The organism is Pseudomonas vlassakiae, from assembly GCF_014269035.2.
GTDB lineage: Bacteria > Pseudomonadota > Gammaproteobacteria > Pseudomonadales > Pseudomonadaceae > Aquipseudomonas > Aquipseudomonas vlassakiae.
This window is the reverse complement of record NZ_JABWRP020000003.1, coordinates 345,106-363,272: the sequence shown is the minus strand read 5'-3', so window position 1 is coordinate 363,272 and position 18,167 is coordinate 345,106. Positions and strand designations below refer to the sequence as shown.

The window sequence follows — 18,167 nt, the reverse complement described above, 5'->3', positions numbered from 1 at the left end:
CACGGGGTCCTTGGGGCCTTCGGCCCTCTGTTTCATTCAGGCAGCGTCGGCTTTCACCCGCAGCCGGTCATAGGCAGTCTGTTCCTGGGCATCCAGCGCAATCAGGTACGGTTCGACGGCTTTCTTGAAGCTGGTCATTTCACCGTCTTCGCCTTTTTTCAGATGGCAATGGCAGAACCATTCACCATCGTTGCGCTCGGGGAAGTCCACGCGGTGGTGGTAAAGGCCCCAGCGGCTCTCCTCACGGAACAGCGAGGCCCGCGCCGCCATCTCGGCACAGTCGCGAATCACCGAGACCTCCATCGCCCGCATCAGCTCATGCGGGTTGCTGGCTTTCATCTGTTCGAGATCACGTTCGATTTCGGCAAAGCGCGCCAGGCCGATTTCCATCTTCCTGGTCACCTTTGGCGGCTGCAGGTAATCGTTCACCATGCGCCGCAGCTTGTACTCGACCTGCGCCGGCGGCAGGCCATGCTCACGCTGCAGCGGGGCGAACACCCGCGTGCGTTCGCGCTCGACCTGCCCGGCATCGACCTCGGCCAATTCCCGCTCGGCCACGTACTTTGCGGCGTTCACGCCGGCAAACCAGCCGTAGGTAAACGCACCGAGCATGTAGTTGTGCGGCACTGCAGCCATGTCACCGGCGGCATACAACCCCTTGACGCTGGTCTCGGCCTTCTCGTTGACCCACACCCCTGACGCCGAATGCCCCGAGCAGAAGCCGATCTCGGAGATATGCATCTCGACCATGTGCTGGCGGTAGTCGGTACCACGCCCGGCATGGAACTGGCCGCGGCTGGGGCGCTCATTGCTGTGCAGGATCTGTTCGATGTTCTGGATGGTTTCTTCGGCCAGGTGGTCGAGCTTGAGGAACACCGGGCCGTTGCCGCCTTCGAGTTCCTGGTGGAACTCCCACATCATCTGCCCGCTCCAGTAATCGCACTCGATGAAGCGTTCGCCCTTGCTGTTGGCGGTGTAGCCACCAAGGGGGCCGGTGACGTAGGCGCAGGCCGGGCCGTTGTAGTCCTTGATCAGCGGGTTGATCTGGAAACACTCGAGGTTGGCCAGCTCGGCGCCAGCGTGGTAGGCCATGGCATAGCCGTCGCCGGCATTGGTCGGGTTTTCGTAGGTGCCCATCAGGTACCCCGAGGAGGGCAGGCCCAGGCGCCCGGCAGCGCCGCAGGCAAGGATCACCGCCTTGGCCCGTACCACGCGAAACTCGCCCGTGCGGCAATCAAAACCCATGACACCGGCAGCCGCGCCTTCGGCGTCGAGCAGCACACGGGTGCAAACCATGCGGTTACTGATCTCGACCCGGGCGCGCTTGAGCTGGCGATAGAGCACTTTCTTGATGTCGTGACCTTCAGGCATGGGCAGCACATAGGCGCCCATATGGTGGACCTTCTTCACCGCGTAGTCGCCAGTCTCGTCCTTTTCGAACTTGACGCCCCAGCGGTCGAGTTGCTCGATGGTTTCGAAACTGTGGGTGGCATAGGCATGCACGGCGGCCTGGTTGACGATGCCGTCGTTGGCCACGGTGATTTCCTTGGTGTACTGCTCGGGCGTGGCATGGCCGGGAATGATGGCGTTGTTCAGGCCGTCCATGCCCATGCTGATGGCGCCGCTGCGCTTGACGTTGGCCTTGTCCAGCAGCAGTACGCGCAGGCGCTTGTCGTGCTCCTTGGCCTTGATCGCCGCCATCGGCCCGGCGGTGCCGCCACCGATGACGATGATGTCGTAGTCCTGGGTCTCGATGCTCATGCCTTGCTCCCCTTCTGACGGTCGATGCGCAGGCGGTACTGGAAGGCATCGCCGCGGTAATACAGGTGTTCGAAGTCCAGCGGCGTGCCGTCGGCGGCGTGGGTAAGGCGCTCGATACGCATGATCGGCGCGCCCTCTTCCACCTCCAGCGCCTGGGTCAGGTCGCTGTCTGCCAACACCGCGTCAATGGCCAGGTCGGCGTGGCCCAGCGCAATGCCGCAGTCGTTTTCCAGCAACAGGAAGATGTCGCGGGTGACCAGGTCGGCCTTTTCCAGCTTTTCGCCGACGGCCTTGGGCAGCCAGGTCAGCTCCAGCGACACCGGCTCGCGGTTGATCAAGCGCACCCGGCGGATCTCGGTAACCAGGCTGCCCTCCTCGACCTGCAGCCGCGCAGCGACCAGCGCATTGGCCGGCACATGACGGAAGCTGCGCAGGCGGTTGATCACCTCATAGCCCATCTGCGTCATCGACTCGCCCAGGCCCTGCAGGGTGCTGACGTTCTGGAACGCCTTGGGCTTGGCGACGAAGGTGCCTTTGCCGTGGATCTTGAAGATCAGTCCTTCTTTCTGCAGGTCACCCAGCGCCTGGCGCACGGTGATACGGCTGACCTCGAAAGCCTTGCCCAGCTCGCTTTCCGAGGGCATGCGACTGTGCGGTGGATAAGTACCGTCGAGGATGCGCTCGCGCAGCAGTTCCTTGAGCTGGGTGTAGAGCGGTACCGGGGACAGGGGGAGCAGTTCGGCCATGATTCTCTTCGCTGATCGAGTACTTGTTATAACAAGTTGTGACCAGAGGATAGAGGACATAAGAACCGCTGAGGAAATACTGAAATTGCATATGGATAGATGGATTTGTGGCGGCCTGTACCGGCCCTCTCGCGGCTGAAGCCGCTGCTACAGACAGCGCAGTACCTGTGGCAGCGGCTTTGGCCGCGAAGGGCCAGGCGAGAAAACAGCGATAGATCAAGGCGATGGACGCCGCCGAATCAGATGGGTATCATGCGTGCGCGTTGCACTCGTAGCTCAGCTGGATAGAGTACTGCCCTCCGAAGGCAGGGGTCGTGGGTTCGAATCCCGCCGAGTGCGCCATATCTGAAAAGCCCTGGGATCATGCCCGGGGCTTTTTCATTTGTGCGACATGTCGCGTTTCTGGCACTCCCGTGCCATGGGTCATTGATGTTAGCGTGGATCCCCTCCCGTCCCGACGGGTATCCCATAACAATGATTCGCGAAGGAATGCGTGCTCATGCACCTGAAAAAACTCTCCACCGCTCTGATGCTGGCCAGCATTGGCCTGTTCACTCAACCGGCCCAGGCCAACCTGTCCCAGCAACAGTCTGCCGCCATCGTCAAAGCTTTCGACGGCAGCAACCCGGCCGACTTCAAGCAATTCCTCGGTAAACTCCAAGGCAGCGACCTGGCCAAGGCCGACAACCTCGCAGCCACGCTCGACGCCTACCTGGCCGGCAAGCCGCTCGCAGCCGAGCAACAGAATGAGATCAACCGCCTGCTCGGCCTGTACACCCGCATCAAGTACGCCAAGGCCGCCACGGAAAACCTGCGCGAGCTGGTCGCCATCCCCACCTTCAGCGTCGACGGGGTGCCGCAGCACGAAAACCCCGAATTCGTGAAGATCGCCGACAAGATCAAGGCGCTGGCCGAGAGCTTCGGCCTGGCCTTTCGCAATGTCGACAACCGCGTCTACGAGATCTCGCTGGGTGAAGGCAAGGAAGTGGTCGGCATCCACGCCCACGCTGACGTGGTGCCGGTCAACCCGGACAACTGGAAGCTTGCCGACGGCACCCGCCTCGACCCGTTCAAGGTCACCCTGGTCGGTGACCGCATGTACGGCCGTGGCACCGAGGATGACAAGAACGGCATCATCGTTGCGCTGTATGCGCTGAAAGTGGCCAAGGACGAAAAGCTGCCACTGGCCCGGCAGTTCAAGCTGTTGATCGACACCACCGAAGAAACCAGTGGCGATGCCATCCCCTACTACTTCGAGCGCAACCCTACCCCCGACTACAACCTGGCCCTCGATGGCGGCTACCCGGTGGTGATTGCCGAAAAAGGTTACGGCACGGTCATGGCCAGCTTCAGCAAACGCCCGGCCACAGGCAAAGGTGCGGAAATCGTCAACCTGACCGGCGGTCTGGCGACCAACCAGATTCCGACCACGTCGGTGGCGACCCTGGTTGCCGACAACCCGGCGGAACTTGCCAAGCACCTGGAGACGGCCGGGGCCGACTATGTGAAGCGTCATGGCAATGACTTCAGCATCACCGCCAAGGTCGACGGCAAGAACGTGCTGCTCACCGTTACCGGTGTGTCTGCCCACTCCTCGGAGCCAGAGTCCGGCGTCAACCCGGTGGCACGCATGCTCGATTTCCTCAATGGCCTGGGCCAGCAGGTACCGCTCAAGCACAACCACTTCACCGATGCCGCCCGCTACGCCGCCGACAACTGGGGCCTGGACTACCTGGGCAAGAAACTGGGGATTGGCTTCGAGGACGCGTTCATGGGCCCGCTGACCACCTCGCTCACTTTCGTCGGCGTGGACGACAAGGGCCTCAAGCTGGCCGTGAACCTGCGCATCCCCAAAGGCAAGCCACTGGCCGTGATCAAGGACCAGCTGGCCGACAAACTGGGTAAATGGACCCGCCAGAGCCACACTTCGGTAGCCTTCGACTACAGCCTCGACGAGCCGATGTTCCGCAACCCCGAGGGTGAATGGGTCAAGGCGTTGCTCGATGTGGCCAGCGAAAACCTGGGCATGAAACACGAATTCGGCACCTCGGCCGGCGCCACGTCGGTGCATGACCTGCCCAACGGCGTGCAGTTCGGTCTGGCCATGCCGGATGTGAAGTACACCGGGCACAACGACAACGAGTTCAAGACCGTGGAACAGTTCATGCTCGACCTGCAGGTAGTGAGCGAGATGGTCGCGCGGATTGGGCAGATGCCGAAGCTCTAAGTCAGCTGTACCGGCCTCTTCGCGGCTCCCCCGGATGTTCGCTGCATACCTGCAGGAGCGGCTTTAGCCGCGAAGCGGCCGGTACAGGAACTACCCATGACGTTTTTCAATCGACTCGATGCCGTTTCCTGCATTGCCGTGCAGGCCGGCGTCCCGGATGCTTTATTTACCCCAGGAGCTCGTCTTTTCCCCCGCAGAGGCCCGTATGAAGACCGTCGACCAAATCCTCAAGACCAAGTCCCAGCACCAGACCGTGTACACCATCGGCCCGGATGACTCGGTGCTCGACGCCCTGAAACTGCTGGCGGAGAAGAACGTCGGTGCCTTGCCTGTCGTGGAGAACGATCAGGTGGTGGGCATCGTCAGTGAACGCGACTATGCCCGCAAGCTGGTACTCAGGGGCCGCTCCTCGGCCGCCACACCGGTGCGCGAGATCATGAGCGCGCCGGTGATCACGGTGGACCCAAGGAAGAGTCTGGACTACTGCATGCAACAGATGACCGACCGCCATCTGCGCCACCTGCCAGTCGTCGAGGACGGCAAGCTGCTCGGGCTGCTATCGATCGGTGACCTGGTGAAGGAAACCATCGCCGAGCAGGCCAGCCTGATCAAGCAGCTGGAAGGCTACATTCGCGGCGAATAGCCGGCCTCAATGGTAGGCGCGCTCCAGTTCGTCCAACTGATGGTCGAAGCTGCGCAGGCGCGCCGACCAGGTGTAAACCAACACTTCCAGGTCACGGTTGAGCACGGCGGTATTGCCATGGCCGTTGCTCGACGGCTCGCACAGATCCAGCTGATACCGCTCGCGGGCCATGGCCGTGGCCACACTGGACAGGTCGCGGGCATTGGCCAGCCAGTGGTGATGATGGTCATGGATTTCCCGGTCGAGCGCCCGGCACTGGCGCTTCAATGCATCCAGGCTCTGCTCCAGCGGCGTACCCTTGAGTTCGCCCATCACTTCCTCGAAGGTGCGCCCGGAATGCCAGTAGCTGCCCCAGAAATAGCGGTCGAACACCGTCTCGACGCGGCGCAGTGCAACCTTGGTGTCCCAGATGGTGAGCAACGTTCGGCCCTGAATCACTTCACGCTTGTTCAAGCGCAACTGCTGCCAGGCAATCCAGGTCAGGGCCAGCAACGCCACCGCGCCAGTGACGGCGGCGGCGGCGTAGAGAAACTGTATGGCCTGGTTCATCTGCTGGGTGTGGCGTATGCCGTAGAAGTAGCCGGCCGTCAGGGTGCCCAGGATCGTCACGGAGCACCAGAAACCTGGTGCGTAGGGATCTTTCATCACGCTATCCCCTGTTGTTTTTCCTGAGCATAGCAACGGCCGATCACTCGTCAGGTGCCGCTCGGCACTTATTTTTTCTTGGGATGAAGGGCCTCGTTCAACTGGTCGATCATAGGTATCCAGTCAGCATCGGCGGTATAGCTTTCCTTGAGAAACGCCCGCTGCCCTTCCGTCCAGAAAGGCGCGTCTACCAGTTTTACGCCGTCATCCAGCGGCGAGTGCGTGGTGATGAAGCGCTCGATTTCGACTGGGTCGTCAGGCAGGCCCAGTTGCTTGAAGATTTCCGAGAAGTGGTGGTTCGGTTTTTCCATGTTGCCTCCTTAGCACCGGGCCGGCCAGCAGTGCGCCCGGCCCGGCATGGGTTGGTTGTCATCAGCACAGTTCTCGTACTTCGGCTTGCGGTACCAGTTTCAGGTACTGCTCCATGCTCATGTGGATCAGGTGATCGTGGTCACCTGCCTCCAGGTAGACATCGCCCTGGCGGGTAAGACTCGAATCGAGCAGCATCTTTATCTGATAGGCCTCACCCATTGCCGGTATGGCGCCTCTTTCGCAGTCGCCGAAGAGCATCGGCAGGGCGCTTTCGCGGGTCAGTTGCCAGGCGCCGGACATGCGCACCTTGCTCATGTCCATGTGCCGGTTGGCCGGTAGCACGGCCATGAGGTAGTTGCCATGACGGTCGTCGAGCATGACCGACTTGGCCACCCGCTCGGCAGGTACGCCCGCCGTGCGCGCCGACTCCAGGCTGGTGGCCGAGTGTGGGTGGGGAATGATGTCGTAGTCGCAGTTGGCCTGGTCCAGGCGCTGCTGCAGGGTCTTGGCCATACGCATGATGCACCTCCGGTTTCGCCCCCAACCTTCAATTTTAGGCCTTGGGCCGGCAGGCATGGCTAAACTTCAAGCAGAGAGGTCAACGAGGTGACGACAGGTGATCACTCGATGTTGCCGCTGGCTGCTGCTGTTGCTGCTTGGCCTTGCCCCGGCGAGCCTGGCAGCGCCCGGTAGCGTCTGGGTATTGGGCATTGATGACGCCATCGGCCCGGCCAGCGCTGACTACCTGGTTCGCAATCTCGACCAGGCCAAGGCCCAAGGTGCCCAGTTGGTGGTGCTGCGCCTGGATACCCCCGGCGGGCTGGACAGTGCCATGCGCCTGATGATCAAGGCGATTCTGGCAAGCCCCGTGCCGGTCGTCAGTTACGTTGCCCCCAGCGGCGCCCGTGCCGCCAGCGCTGGCACCTACATCCTCTATGCCAGCCACGTCGCCGCCATGGCCCCCGGGACCAACCTCGGCGCCGCCACGCCCGTGCAGATCGGTGGCCTGCCCGGTGCGCCGAAGGACGACAAGGCCAAGCCGAGCGACGATGAACAGACCCTGGCCCGCAAACAGGTCAACGACGCCACCGCTTATATCCGAGGCCTGGCCCAGCTACGCGGGCGCAATGCCGACTGGGCAGAACAAGCGGTGCGTGAGGCGGTCAGCTTGCCGGCCAGTGAAGCACTGCGCCTGAACGTGATCGACCAGGTAGCCAACGACCTGCCTGCGCTGCTGCACCAGATCGACGGCAAGACCTTGGTCGCCGCCGGCCAACCACAGCGGCTTCAGACCCGGGATGCTGCCGTGATCGAACGCCTGCCGGACTGGCGCACGCGCCTGCTGGCCGTGATCACCCATCCCAGTGTGGCGCTGATCCTGATCATGATCGGGGTATACGGCCTGTTGTTCGAGTTCATGAACCCAGGTTCCGCACTGGGCGGAGTGGTCGGCGGCATCTGCCTGCTGCTGGCGCTGTATGCCCTGCAGCTGTTGCCGGTGAGCTTCGCCGGCATGGCACTGATCCTGCTCGGCATCGCCTTCATGGTCGCCGAGGCGTTCCTGCCCAGTTTTGGCGTGGTCGGCTTCGGCGGCATCGTGGCTTTCATCGCTGGCGCCGTGATCCTGATCGACACCGATGCCCCGGGTTTCGGCATCCCCGTGGTGCTGATAGGCATCCTCGCCGTGGTTTCGGCCCTGCTGATCGGCGGCGTGGCAGGCATGGCCATCAAGGCGCGCCGACGGGCGCTGGTCAGCGGTGACGCCGGGCTGGTCGGCAGCCTGGTGACGGTGACCCAGGTGATGGCGGACAACCCGTTCTGCGGCTCGGTCCAGGCCCAGGGCGAACAATGGCAAGCCCAGTGCACCACGCCGCTGCAGGCCGGGCAGCACGTCCGGGTTACAGCACGCCATGGCGTGACGCTGGAAGTGAGTGCCGCCGCGCCTGCGGCGCAAGGAGACTGACATGTTCATGCAAGTGGGGTTCGGTGCCGCGCTGATCGTGCTGGTGATGCTGTTGCTGTCGGCATTTCGCATCCTGCGCGAGTACGAGCGTGGCGTGGTGTTCCAGTTGGGGCGCTTCTGGCAGGTCAAGGGGCCGGGGCTGATCCTGCTGGTCCCGGTGATCCAGCAGATGGTCCGGGTCGACCTGCGTACCGTGGTGCTGGATGTGCCACCACAGGATGTGATCACCCGCGACAACGTGTCGGTAAAGGTCAATGCAGTGGTGTATTTCCGCGTGCTCGACCCGCAGAAGGCGATCATCCAGGTCGAAGACTTCCTCGTCGCCACCAGCCAGTTGGCCCAGACCACCTTGCGTGCGGTGCTGGGCAAGCATGAGCTGGACGAGCTGCTGGCCGAGCGCGAGCAGCTGAATTCGGACATTCGCCAGGTACTGGACGCACAGACCGATGCCTGGGGCATCAAGGTCGCCAACGTCGAGATCAAGCACGTCGACCTCAACGAGTCGATGGTCCGCGCCATTGCCCGTCAGGCGGAGGCCGAACGTGAACGGAGGGCCAAGGTAATCCATGCCGAGGGCGAGCTGCAGGCGTCAGAGAAACTGATGCAGGCCGCGCAGATGCTCAGCAAAGAGCCGGGGGCCATGCAGTTGCGTTACATGCAGACGCTGGGGGCGATTGCCGGCGACAAGAGCTCGACCATTGTCTTTCCGTTGCCGGTCGACTTGCTCAAGGGGCTGGTGGACAAGCAGAAATGACCGGGGCCGCAGGGCAGCCCCGGGATTCGATCAGATTGGCGCCCGGCGCAGGGTGGCGAGGAAGGTCGCCGCGCCGATGAACAGCCCGGCAAAGGTCCGGTTCAGGCGCTTTTGCTGCTTGGGCGTGCGCAACAGCCGCAAAACGCGGGAAGCCAGCCCGGTGTACCCCGCCATCACCAGCATGTCGACGCTGACCATGGTCACGGTGATCGCGATGTATTGCGGCAGCAACGGCGCGTGAGGGTTGATGAACTGCGGCAGCACGGCCAGCATGAACACCAGCGCCTTGGGGTTGCTGACGTTGACCAGGAAGCCGCGGAACACCAGGCTCAGCGGCTTGCCAATCGGGCGCACGGCAGCTTCATCGGTCATGTCCATGGGCAAGGCGCGCCATTGCTTGTAGGCGAGGTAGACCAGGTAGCCCACGCCGAACCACTTGATGAGCTGAAAAGCGGTGGCGGATGCAGCGAGGATTGCGCCGACGCCGGCGGCAATGATGGCGATCTGCATGATCAGGCCCAGCTGCAGGCCCAGGGCATTCCAGTAGCCACGCCAGAAGCCGTACTGTAGTCCGCTGGACATCGAGGCAATCGCCCCGGCACCCGGCGACAGGCTGATCACCCAGCAGGCGGCAAAGAAGCCCAGCCACACTTCCATCGACATTTCACACCTCGCTCAACAACTGTTGCAAAACGTTAAGCTAAGGTTTTGGCGAAAAAATAACCAGCAAATTCTGCGGGCATTCCATCGCCTGCACGGGCCCCTGCAGGAGCGGATTCATCCGCGAAGAGGCCAGCCCAGGCGATAGAGACCTTTCAGGAAAGCGCTTCCAGCTCAGCCTGCATGCTCTCCAGCGTTTCCAGCGCCTCCATCCAGGCTTCCTCAAGCTCGCCCTCACGCTGCTTCAGCTTGCTCTGCCGAGCCAGCAGATCACGCAATTCATCCTTGCGCGCCGCCTCGTACACACCGCCGTCACCCAACGCAGTCTCGATCTCGGCCAGTTGCGCATGCACCTGGTTGAGCTCGGTTTCCAGCTTGTCGGCCGCCTTCTTGTGCGGTGCCAACTGCTGGCGCAAGGCTGCCGCAGCCTGGCGCTGGGCCTTCTTGTCGGTCTTGTCCGGGTTGACCGGGGCGTTGCTGGCCGGCGCACTGCGTTGGCGGTATTCGACCAGCCAGCGGCCGTAGTCGTCGAGGTCGCCATCGAAGGTCTCGACCTTGCCATCGGCCACCAGCAGGAAGTCGTCGGTGGTGCTCTTGAGCAGGTGACGGTCGTGGGAAACCACCACCACGGCACCGGCAAACTCCTGCAGGGCCATGGTCAGCGCCAGGCGCATTTCCAGGTCGAGGTGGTTGGTCGGTTCGTCGAGCAGCAGCAGGTTCGGCCGCTCCCAGGCTATCAGCGCCAGGGCCAGACGGGCCTTCTCACCACCGGAGAAGTTCACCACCGGCTCGTCGACGCGGTCGCCGTGGAAGTCGAAGCCACCCAGGAAGTCGCGCAGGGTCTGCTCGCGCTCGGTGGGTGCGATGCGCTGCAGATGCAGCAGCGGGCTGGCCTTGTCGTCCAGCGAGTCGAGCTGGTGCTGGGCGAAGTAGCCGACGGCAAGGTTCTCGCCACGTACCAGGCGGCCCGACAGCGGCTCGAGTTCACCGGCGAGGTTCTTGATCAGGGTCGACTTGCCGGCGCCGTTGGGCCCGAGCAGACCGATGCGTGCTCCCGGGACCAGCTGCAGCTTGACCTTGTCGAGAATCGCCTTGTCGCCATAGCCCAGGCGGCCTTCGGACAGGCTCAGCAGCGGGCTGGAGATTTTCTGCGATTCGCGGAATACGAAGTCGAACGGCGAATCGACATGCGCCGCCGACAGCTCTTCCATGCGCTCCAGGGCCTTGATCCGGCTCTGTGCCTGGCGGGCCTTGGTGGCCTGGGCCTTGAAGCGGGCGATGTACTTCTCCATGTGCGCGCGCTGTGCTTGCTGCTTCTCGTAGGCCTGCTGCTGCTGCGCCAGGCGCTCGGCACGGGTGCGCTCGAAGGCGGTGTAACCACCCTTGTACAGGTTGAGCTTGCGCTGCTCGACGTGCAGCACATGGTCGACCACGGCATCGAGGAAATCGCGGTCGTGGGAAATCAGCAACAGCGTGCCCGGGTAACCCTTGAGCCAGTCTTCCAGCCACAGGATCGCGTCAAGATCGAGGTGGTTGGTAGGTTCGTCGAGCAGCAGCAGGTCAGACGGGCACATCAGCGCCTGGGCCAGGTTCAGGCGCATCCGCCAGCCACCGGAGAAGTCACCGACGCGGCGGTCCATCTGCTCGTTGGTGAAGCCCAGGCCCGCCAGCAATTTACGAGCGCGGGCATCAGCGGTGTAGCCGTCGGCAACTTCCAGCTCACTGTGCAGGCGCGCCAGCGCAGTGCCGTCATGGGCCTGCTCGGCAACGGCCAGTTCGGCCTGGACCTTGCGCAGGCGGGCGTCACCGTCGAGCACATAGTCCACCGCCAGGCGGTCGAGCGTATCGACCTCCTGGCGCATGTGGGCAATGCGCCAGTCGCCGGGCAGCTGGCAATCGCCGGCATCAGGCGACAGCTCGCCGCGCAGCAGGGCGAACAGGCTGGATTTTCCGGCGCCATTGGCGCCGATCAGGCCGGCCTTGTGACCGGCGTGCAGGGTCATCTCGGCGCCTTCTAGCAAGCGCTGCGGACCACGCTGTAAAGTGAGGTTGGATAGTCTGATCATAGTGGTCGCGGAGTCTACCAGCTTCCTCGGCCCGCAGCGTGAGTGGAATCATGTACACCGACCTGTGGAATCACGCCTTGGCGCTGTATGCCCGCCCGGGCGTCGAAACGGCTTGTCTGAATGTTCAGGCGATGGGGGGCGACGTCTGCCTGCTGCTGTGTGCAACCTGGTTGCAGGCGCGTGCAGTGCCCTTCAGCGAAGAACGCGCTCAGGCCCTGCGTGCGATTGCCGGGCCGTGGCAACACGATGTGGTGGCGCCGTTACGTAGCCTGCGCCAGCAATGGCGTTCGCCTGCACGACACGATACGCACCTGGCGGCGTTGCGTGAGCAATTGAAGGGGCTGGAGTTGGAAGCGGAGAAGCAGTTGCTGCAACGGCTGCAAACCTGTGCGCAACAATGGCCCATAGGCTCGCTAGAGCCTACGGACGATTGGCTTGACCGGCTGGCGCCGGACCAGGCACGCGGCCACGACGCGCTGGTTGACTTGCGCGTCGCGGCGGCAGCGCTTCAGGAAGCCGAAGACGGCGTCTGAGCGGGAGTGCTGGCGGATACCGAGGCAGGAGCGGGAGCGGCCGAGTTGGTCGCTGGCGCACTGGCAGCGGGTGCAGCCGGTTTGGCTTCTGCAGGTTTGGCTGCAACGGGTTTTGCCGGGGCCTTCGCTGCAGGTTTTGCAGCGGACTTGGCCGGTGCTTTGGCTGCCGCTGGCTTGGCTGTTGCTGGTTTGGCTGTTGCTGGCTTGGCTGTTGCTGGCTTGGCTGTTGCTGGCTTGGCTGCCGCTGGCTTGGCTGCCGCTGGCTTGGCGGCCGCTTTGGCTGCTACGGGTTTGGCTGCCGCAGGCTTGGCTGGAGCCTTGGCAGCAGCAGCTTTGGCGGCTGGCTTGGCGCCAGTGGATTGTGCAGCGACAGGTTTGGCGGCCGGCTTCGCCGAGGCGGTTCTGGCCGGCGCTTTGGCTGCTGCTGGCTTGGCGGCCGCTGACTTGGCTGGAGTTTTGGCAGCAGCAGGTTTGGCAGCCGGTTTCGCGGCAGCGGTTTTGGCTGGGGCCTTGCTGGCAACCGGCTTGGCATTGGCAGCGCGAGCAGGTGCCTTGGCGGCGGCTGGCTTGGCAGCAGCGCGGGCTGGAGCCTTGGCAGCGGCTGGTTTGGTCGGCGCCTTGGCGACCGCTGGCTTGGCGGTGCTGCGGGCCGGTGCTTTGGCAGCAGCTGGTTTCGCAGTCCTGGCCGCCACTGCACGCTGGTCGAGTGCCTTGCCTGCAGCCTCGCGTACCTTGCCGACACCTTGAGCCAGTTTCAAACTTTCCTGGGCATCACGCTTGAGTTGTTGAATGTAAGTACGGGTCTGGGTCTGGCGTTCCTTGAGCGAATCGAGCAGTTCTTCAAGTTCACCGATCACCTTTTGCGCCTTGTTCTGCGCCTTGGCTTTGCCTGCCTTCGCCGCATCCTGCAACTTCAGGCGGCCGTTATGCAGTTTTTCCTGGGCTTTGCCGCGCTGCTTTTCCAACTTGGCCAGCAATTTCTCCGCATCAGCCAGCGCTTGTGAGCAGGCCTCTTCCAAGTGTTCGAGCAGGCTGCCCGAAAGTTGCTGGAGCAGGTGTAACGGCGTACTTACTGGCTTCTTTTTAGCCGACATGGTTTACCTCCTGGCTGACGAGATTGCGGCTCATACTATGCTTCTGCTGCTACCGCCGCTAGGGCATGTTGACAGTATTGAGGGTGCCGCGTTGCATGCCTGGGCAAAGTTGTTATCTTGCAGCTCCGTGCAAGTGTAGTTGCTTAACAAAACGTTGCAGGGTTTTGCCTGATGCCGGGACTTTCCGGGTGTATGACCTGGTCATTTATCATTGCGCAGATCGAGCGCCGCGCGGGCGGCGCTCGATCTCGACGACAACAAATCAATCACGCCAAACACCCGAGCCATTACACACATCTGGAACAGAACCCAACCATGTCACGTTATCTTGCTTTTGGCCTATGCCTGATGGCGCCATTCGCCCTGGCCGCCAACGATACCGCCCCTGCCAACGATCATGACCTGGCCTACAGCCTCGGCGCCAGCCTGGGGGAGCGCCTGCGTCAGGAAGTGCCCGGCCTGCAACTGGATGCGCTGGTAGAAGGCCTGCGCCAGGCCTATCAGGGCCAGCCATTGAAACTCGACAAGGCACGGATGGAGGCCATCCTCCAGCAGCATGAGGAACAGGCCGATAGCGCCGCCGAACAAGCCGAAGTCGTCAAACTGCAGGCCGTCGAAACACGCTTCATGGCCAACGAGCGGGCGCGTGCCGGTGTGCACGAACTGCCCGAAGGCGTGCTGTACAGCGAATTGAAAGCGGGTAATGGGGCGCAACCCAAAGCCGGCGGCAAGGTACAGGTGCGCTATGTCGGCAGGCTGCCGGATGGTTCGGTGTTCGACCAGAATCAGCAGCCGCAGTGGTTCAGCCTGGACTCGGTGATCGACGGCTGGCAGGTGGCCCTGCCACACATGAAAGCCGGTTCGACCTGGCGCCTGGTGATCCCATCGGCACGCGCCTACGGTGCCGAGGGCGCAGGTGACCTGATCGCGCCCTACACGCCGCTGGTATTCGAAATCGAGTTACTGGCGGTAGGCAACTGACGCCGACCTTCAGGCTTCGACCGCGCCCTCTTCCTTGTGCGCGTTATGCAGCACTTCGATCAGGCAGTCTTCCAGCTCGAAGCGTTCGTGCAGCAGGCTGCCCAGCTTGCCGAGCTTCTCGGCGAAGCGCTCGGTGTCCTTGCACTCGCCCTTCTCGCAATGATCGTTGAAGGCCAGTGCGATCTGGGTAATGTCGTTGATCCGCGGGTTGATCTCTTCGGCCAGTTTCAGCGCCTTCTCATCCCCGAATGCCTTGGCCTCGGTGACCAGCTGCTCACTCACTTCGAAGTGCCAGGCCGACACGTAGTCGACCAGCACCGCACAGAAGTCGCGGTTCTTTTCCTTGTCGGCAAAGGCCGGCTTGGCGACACGCAAGGTACGGAAAGCCTGGACAAGCTCCTCTCGCTCCGCGAGCCAACGGTCGATCAGCTTGTGAACCCCGCCCCAGCGTTCCTGGGCGTTCTGACAACTATCGAGCATGGCGATCTCTTCCCTTCTGGGTAGATGCCGCTGCACCTCGCACCACGACCGTGCAGCACAAAGGTGACATCAGCAGGACGGCATCGAGCAGTTGTGTTTTCAGTATGCGTGCTGGGAGATTATTCCCGCGCGTGCTTAGCATCAAGGTACGCAGCGGACAAAGTTCATACAAGCGTTTAATACCGTTAGACACCACCATTGGTCCGCTATTGGCCACCGGCATGCGCCAGGTCAAGGATTGCCAAGTGAGCGGAAACGATACGCCAGCAGGCAACTCAGGGGCAGTGCCGCCAGCAACAGAAACGCCAGCAGGCTCCATTCCGGCAGGGTCAGGTCGAGGAAGCTCCAGGTCAGCGAGCGGCAATCGGGACCGCCGAGCAGCAGTTGTCGCACAGCTTCACGCCAGGACAGCTCGAACATGCGCCCGATCGGCAAAGGGCACAGGTGGCTCGCATCACCTGCACCCTGCAACCACACATGCCGCGCCGCCAGCAGGGCGCCGCTGGCCGCGCTCAGCATTGCCGTTCGCGCATAAAGCCGAACCCCGGTAATACCGGGTGCATGCAGCGCCGCGCTCAGACAGACCAGCGCATAGATCCCCAACAATAGCCGCTGGCTGAAACACAGCGGGCAAGGCACCAGCCCAAGGACACTTTCGAGATAAAACGAAGCGCCCAACACTGCCAGCGAAGCAAGGCATGCCGGAATGAAAAGCGTGCGCAGACTGGCCATCGGCATGGGAAAAAAGGTCCCGGGAAAGTTGAAGTGGCTTGGAACGGTAGAGGAAAGGCCGGGCTTGTTTCAAGGCACTACTGGAGTGACAAGTCGCTGTATTGGAAGAGAAATGTCCATGCAAGCTGTAGGAAACTTCCTAAGAACAGACTGCAAATCCAACTTACACCGCAGAACAGGTTACCCGACCCATGAGCCCGCGCCGTTGCGCGGGCTCATGCAGGGCTCAGGCGCGTACAGCTTCTGGCAACGGCAGGGCCAGAAGGCGCTCATCGAGCAGCCCAAGGCCTTCCTCGAACAACTGATTGCTGCGTTCGGTCTCGCCCAGGCTGGCGAGCAGGCGTGCAAGCTCGGCACAGGCTTCCGGATTACGCTCCATTCGCAGGCTGCTTTCGAGATAGTCGCGCGCCTTGCCCCACAGGCGGTTCTGCAGGCTCAGGCGGCCGAGAGTGAGCAGCAGGCTCGGATCGTCCGGGTGGGCCTTCAGCCAGCCTTCGGCGGTCTGTAGCTGACGCGCCGGATCATCACCCCGTACCAGGCCATACAGGCGCGCCAGATGGCTTTCGTACTCACGCTTGAGTGCGGTGCGCAGCACCTGCTCGGCTTCGCCCTGGGCACCCATCTGACGTAGCTGTTCGGCATAGGCCAGGACCAGTTGCGGCTCTTGGCGCTGGGCCGCAGTCAGCTGCTGCCAGGCACGCTCAAGGGCCTGACGGGCGCTTTGCGGATCATCACCACGGGTGCTCGCCAAGCCAAGGTTCTGGCCCCAGGCGCGTTTCTCCAGCGCGGCCAGCTCATCGGCCGGCAACACCTTGCTCTTGCGCAGGTCCGGCAGCAGGCGGATCAGCGCCGACCAATCGCCACGCTCCAGATGCAGGCGTTGCAACAGGCGCAGGACCTGGGTGTTATGCGGATGGCGCTCCTGCATGGCGAGCAAGGTCTCCAACGCAGCATCCCGCTCGCCGCGGTCCATCTGCAGTTGCGCATGGGTCAAGGCAATGGCCAGTTCAGCCTGGGGCTGGCGCTCCAGCGCACGTTCCAGCAGGTTGTCGCTGTCCTCCTTGCGCCCCAGTTCGTTGGCGGCACGGGCGGCGCCAAGGTAATACAGCAACGGCTGGCGCTCGGCCTCGGCAGCACGATGCAGGTGGCGCTGGGCACTGGCCCAGCGGCCCTCGGCCAGGTCCAGCTGGCCCTGTTCGATGGCGATCCGCACGCGCCGGCTGCGGTTACGCCGCGACCACGGGTTGACCACGCCACTGGAGGTAAGGACCAAACTGACCAGATAACGCAGCAGCAACAGCAGGACGACCACCGCCGCCAGCGCCGCGAGCGCCGCCCACAATCCGGACTGGTAACGGAAACCACCGTAGGCGATCAGCACATAACCACTGTGCTTGGCCACCGCGATGCCCAGCGCCGCGGCAACCACGATCGCCAGTACGGCCAGCAGGTAGACACGCTTCATGGCTTGCCCCCTTCAGCCTCGGCTGGCAGATGGCGGCGTTGAATGTACGCCTGCACCGCCGCCAGGCTTTCGCTCAGGTCCGGGGTCACTACCGAGACGGGCTGCTCAGCCAACGCGTTGAGGCTGTCGAGCATCGCCTTGCTTTGCGGGTTGTCGGCATTGAAGTTGGCCAGCAGCACGCTACGGGCATCATCCAGGGCCTGGTTGTACACCTTGGCCTCGCCATTGAGCGCAGCCCACTGCGCCTGCTCGATGGTCAGGCTCAGGGCCAGGCGCAACTGGTTCAGCTGCTGGCCAGCCAGCAACGGCCGCACATTGTCATCGGCGTTGAAGTCGATCTGGAAGTACTTGGAGATTTCTGCCCACCACTGCGACAGGCGACTGGCCCCGTCACCATCGGCGGTCAGCGCACCAAGCGCATCGGCGTTGCTGGCGAATTCGGGAGACTGGGCGCTGAGCTGTTGCACCAGCTCACGCTGGGCGGCGAGTTTGAGGAACAGACCGGTGCGGTCCGGCTGCTGGGTACTGTTGAGCGTGGCCAGGCTGCGCGCCAGTTGCTCGCGGGCGGCAAAGGCGCCAGGGTCGCTCTGTTCACGGAGGATTTCGTCGGCCCCTTCGACCAGGGCCTTGGCGCTGGTGATGTCCTGCAGCGCCGACAAGCGCAGGGTAGCCAGGCGCAGCAGGTGCTCGGCCTCGGCCAGGCGCCACTCCTTGCGGCTTTCGCCAAGTACGGTTTCCAGACGCTGGCTGAGACGCTGCTGGTCGCCTTGCAGTTGCGCCACCAGGCGGCGACGGTCTTCCAGCTCACTGGCGGCCGGCAGGCTGGCCAGTTGTGCACTGATCTGCTGCTCACGCTGCTGCAGCGCCGCGGCGCGCTGGCTGAGGGCTTCAAGGTGCTGACCCTGGTTCACCTCGCTGCCTTGCAGCTGCCGCACCTGCCAGACACCCCAACCCCCTACTGCGACCCCGGCCGCACCCAGCAACAGCGCCAGCACGGCCAGACCACTGCCAGAGCGCTTTACAGGCTTGTCGGTGACGGGTTGCGCCGGCTCCTGCGCCGACGGCTGATCATTGTTGGGCAAGACAGTTTCGCTCACGTATCCAT

The 18,167-nt window shown here is 63.0% G+C and carries 18 protein-coding genes and 1 tRNA gene; 7 read left to right on the top strand and 12 right to left on the bottom strand.

From position 1 onward, the window contains the following. Nucleotides 1–36 precede the first annotated feature (36 nt). Both HU738_RS05970 and HU738_RS05965 read right to left on the bottom strand, forming a co-directional pair. Nucleotides 37–1,761, bottom strand: coding sequence for a fumarate reductase/succinate dehydrogenase flavoprotein subunit (locus HU738_RS05970; protein WP_176509163.1), 1,725 nt, complete (start codon nt 1,759–1,761; stop codon nt 37–39). Continuing rightward, complete coding sequence (locus HU738_RS05965; protein WP_176509164.1) at nt 1,758–2,507, bottom strand: GntR family transcriptional regulator; 750 nt, start codon at nt 2,505–2,507, stop codon at nt 1,758–1,760. Before HU738_RS05965 ends, HU738_RS05970 begins: the two co-directional genes overlap by 4 nt. Nucleotides 2,508–2,772: 265 nt before the next feature. Between HU738_RS05965 and HU738_RS05960 the strand changes: the two genes are divergently transcribed. The 3 genes from HU738_RS05960 to HU738_RS05950 all read left to right on the top strand — a co-directional run bounded on the left by HU738_RS05960 (nt 2,773) and on the right by HU738_RS05950 (nt 5,377). Beyond that, nucleotides 2,773–2,849 (top strand) — tRNA-Arg (locus tag HU738_RS05960). Nucleotides 2,850–3,006: 157 nt separating this feature from the next. Then, nucleotides 3,007–4,734, top strand: coding sequence for a dipeptidase (locus tag HU738_RS05955; protein WP_186601431.1), 1,728 nt, complete (start codon nt 3,007–3,009; stop codon nt 4,732–4,734). A 205-nt stretch (nt 4,735–4,939) separates the two neighbouring features. Then, entirely contained in the window at nt 4,940–5,377 is a 438-nt protein-coding gene (locus tag HU738_RS05950) for a CBS domain-containing protein (protein ID WP_186601432.1), read from the top strand. 6 nt (nt 5,378–5,383) lie between these two features. Here the strand turns inward: HU738_RS05950 and HU738_RS05945 are convergent, their stop codons facing one another. From HU738_RS05945 to HU738_RS05935, 3 genes are all read right to left on the bottom strand, one after another. Beyond that, nucleotides 5,384–6,022: a hypothetical protein gene (locus tag HU738_RS05945; protein WP_054886436.1), complete on the bottom strand. Its 639-nt coding sequence runs from the start codon at nt 6,020–6,022 to the stop codon at nt 5,384–5,386. Nucleotides 6,023–6,090: 68 nt separating this feature from the next. Further along, nucleotides 6,091–6,333 carry a DUF2789 domain-containing protein gene (locus tag HU738_RS05940; protein WP_054886437.1) on the bottom strand — a complete coding sequence of 81 codons (243 nt, stop codon included), beginning with the start codon at nt 6,331–6,333 and terminating at the stop codon, nt 6,091–6,093. A gap of 61 nt (nt 6,334–6,394) precedes the next feature. Beyond that, a complete protein-coding gene (locus tag HU738_RS05935) occupies nt 6,395–6,853 on the bottom strand; it encodes an aminoacyl-tRNA deacylase (RefSeq protein ID WP_186601433.1) in 459 nt (152 codons plus the stop codon). Nucleotides 6,854–6,950: 97 nt separating this feature from the next. Here HU738_RS05935 and HU738_RS05930 point away from each other — a divergent pair, with 97 nt between their 5' ends. Together HU738_RS05930 and HU738_RS05925 are read left to right on the top strand one after the other, a co-directional pair. Then, complete coding sequence (locus tag HU738_RS05930) at nt 6,951–8,297, top strand: NfeD family protein (protein ID WP_186601434.1); 1,347 nt, start codon at nt 6,951–6,953, stop codon at nt 8,295–8,297. 1 nt (nt 8,298) lies between these two features. Then, nucleotides 8,299–9,051, top strand: a complete 753-nt coding sequence (locus HU738_RS05925) for a slipin family protein (protein WP_186601435.1) — start codon at nt 8,299–8,301, stop codon at nt 9,049–9,051. A 30-nt stretch (nt 9,052–9,081) separates the two neighbouring features. Here HU738_RS05925 and HU738_RS05920 read toward each other — a convergent pair whose 3' ends face one another. Both HU738_RS05920 and HU738_RS05915 read right to left on the bottom strand, forming a co-directional pair. Further along, complete coding sequence (locus tag HU738_RS05920) at nt 9,082–9,714, bottom strand: LysE family transporter (RefSeq protein WP_176509169.1); 633 nt, start codon at nt 9,712–9,714, stop codon at nt 9,082–9,084. Between the two features lie 152 nt (nt 9,715–9,866). Next, nucleotides 9,867–11,777, bottom strand: coding sequence for an ATP-binding cassette domain-containing protein (locus HU738_RS05915; RefSeq protein ID WP_186601436.1), 1,911 nt, complete (start codon nt 11,775–11,777; stop codon nt 9,867–9,869). 50 nt (nt 11,778–11,827) lie between these two features. Between HU738_RS05915 and HU738_RS05910 the strand changes: the two genes are divergently transcribed. Further along, on the top strand, nt 11,828–12,310 hold the full coding sequence (locus HU738_RS05910) for a TIGR02444 family protein (protein WP_186601437.1): 483 nt from the start codon (nt 11,828–11,830) through the stop codon (nt 12,308–12,310). On the opposite strand, the gene HU738_RS05905 is transcribed toward HU738_RS05910, so the two are convergent. Beyond that, a complete protein-coding gene (locus tag HU738_RS05905) occupies nt 12,286–13,404 on the bottom strand; it encodes an AlgP family protein (RefSeq protein WP_186601438.1) in 1,119 nt (372 codons plus the stop codon). The two genes, HU738_RS05910 and HU738_RS05905, sit on opposite strands and share 25 nt — an antisense overlap. A 315-nt stretch (nt 13,405–13,719) precedes the next feature. Between HU738_RS05905 and HU738_RS05900 the strand changes: the two genes are divergently transcribed. Beyond that, complete coding sequence (locus HU738_RS05900) at nt 13,720–14,385, top strand: FKBP-type peptidyl-prolyl cis-trans isomerase (protein ID WP_186601439.1); 666 nt, start codon at nt 13,720–13,722, stop codon at nt 14,383–14,385. Nucleotides 14,386–14,394: 9 nt separating this feature from the next. On the opposite strand, the gene rsd is transcribed toward HU738_RS05900, so the two are convergent. From rsd to HU738_RS05880, 4 genes are all read right to left on the bottom strand, one after another. Beyond that, entirely contained in the window at nt 14,395–14,865 is a 471-nt protein-coding gene (rsd, locus tag HU738_RS05895; RefSeq protein ID WP_176509174.1) for a sigma D regulator, read from the bottom strand. 231 nt (nt 14,866–15,096) lie between these two features. Next, nucleotides 15,097–15,603, bottom strand: coding sequence for a disulfide bond formation protein B (locus HU738_RS05890; protein ID WP_176509175.1), 507 nt, complete (start codon nt 15,601–15,603; stop codon nt 15,097–15,099). A 220-nt stretch (nt 15,604–15,823) separates the two neighbouring features. Beyond that, the gene (locus HU738_RS05885; RefSeq protein ID WP_186601440.1) at nt 15,824–17,062 is read right to left on the bottom strand and encodes a heme biosynthesis HemY N-terminal domain-containing protein; all 1,239 of its coding nucleotides are present in this window, start codon (nt 17,060–17,062) and stop codon (nt 15,824–15,826) included. Then, on the bottom strand, nt 17,059–18,159 hold the full coding sequence (locus HU738_RS05880) for a uroporphyrinogen-III C-methyltransferase (protein ID WP_186601441.1): 1,101 nt from the start codon (nt 18,157–18,159) through the stop codon (nt 17,059–17,061). The genes HU738_RS05885 and HU738_RS05880 overlap by 4 nt, the downstream gene beginning before the upstream one ends. Nucleotides 18,160–18,167 lie beyond the last annotated feature (8 nt).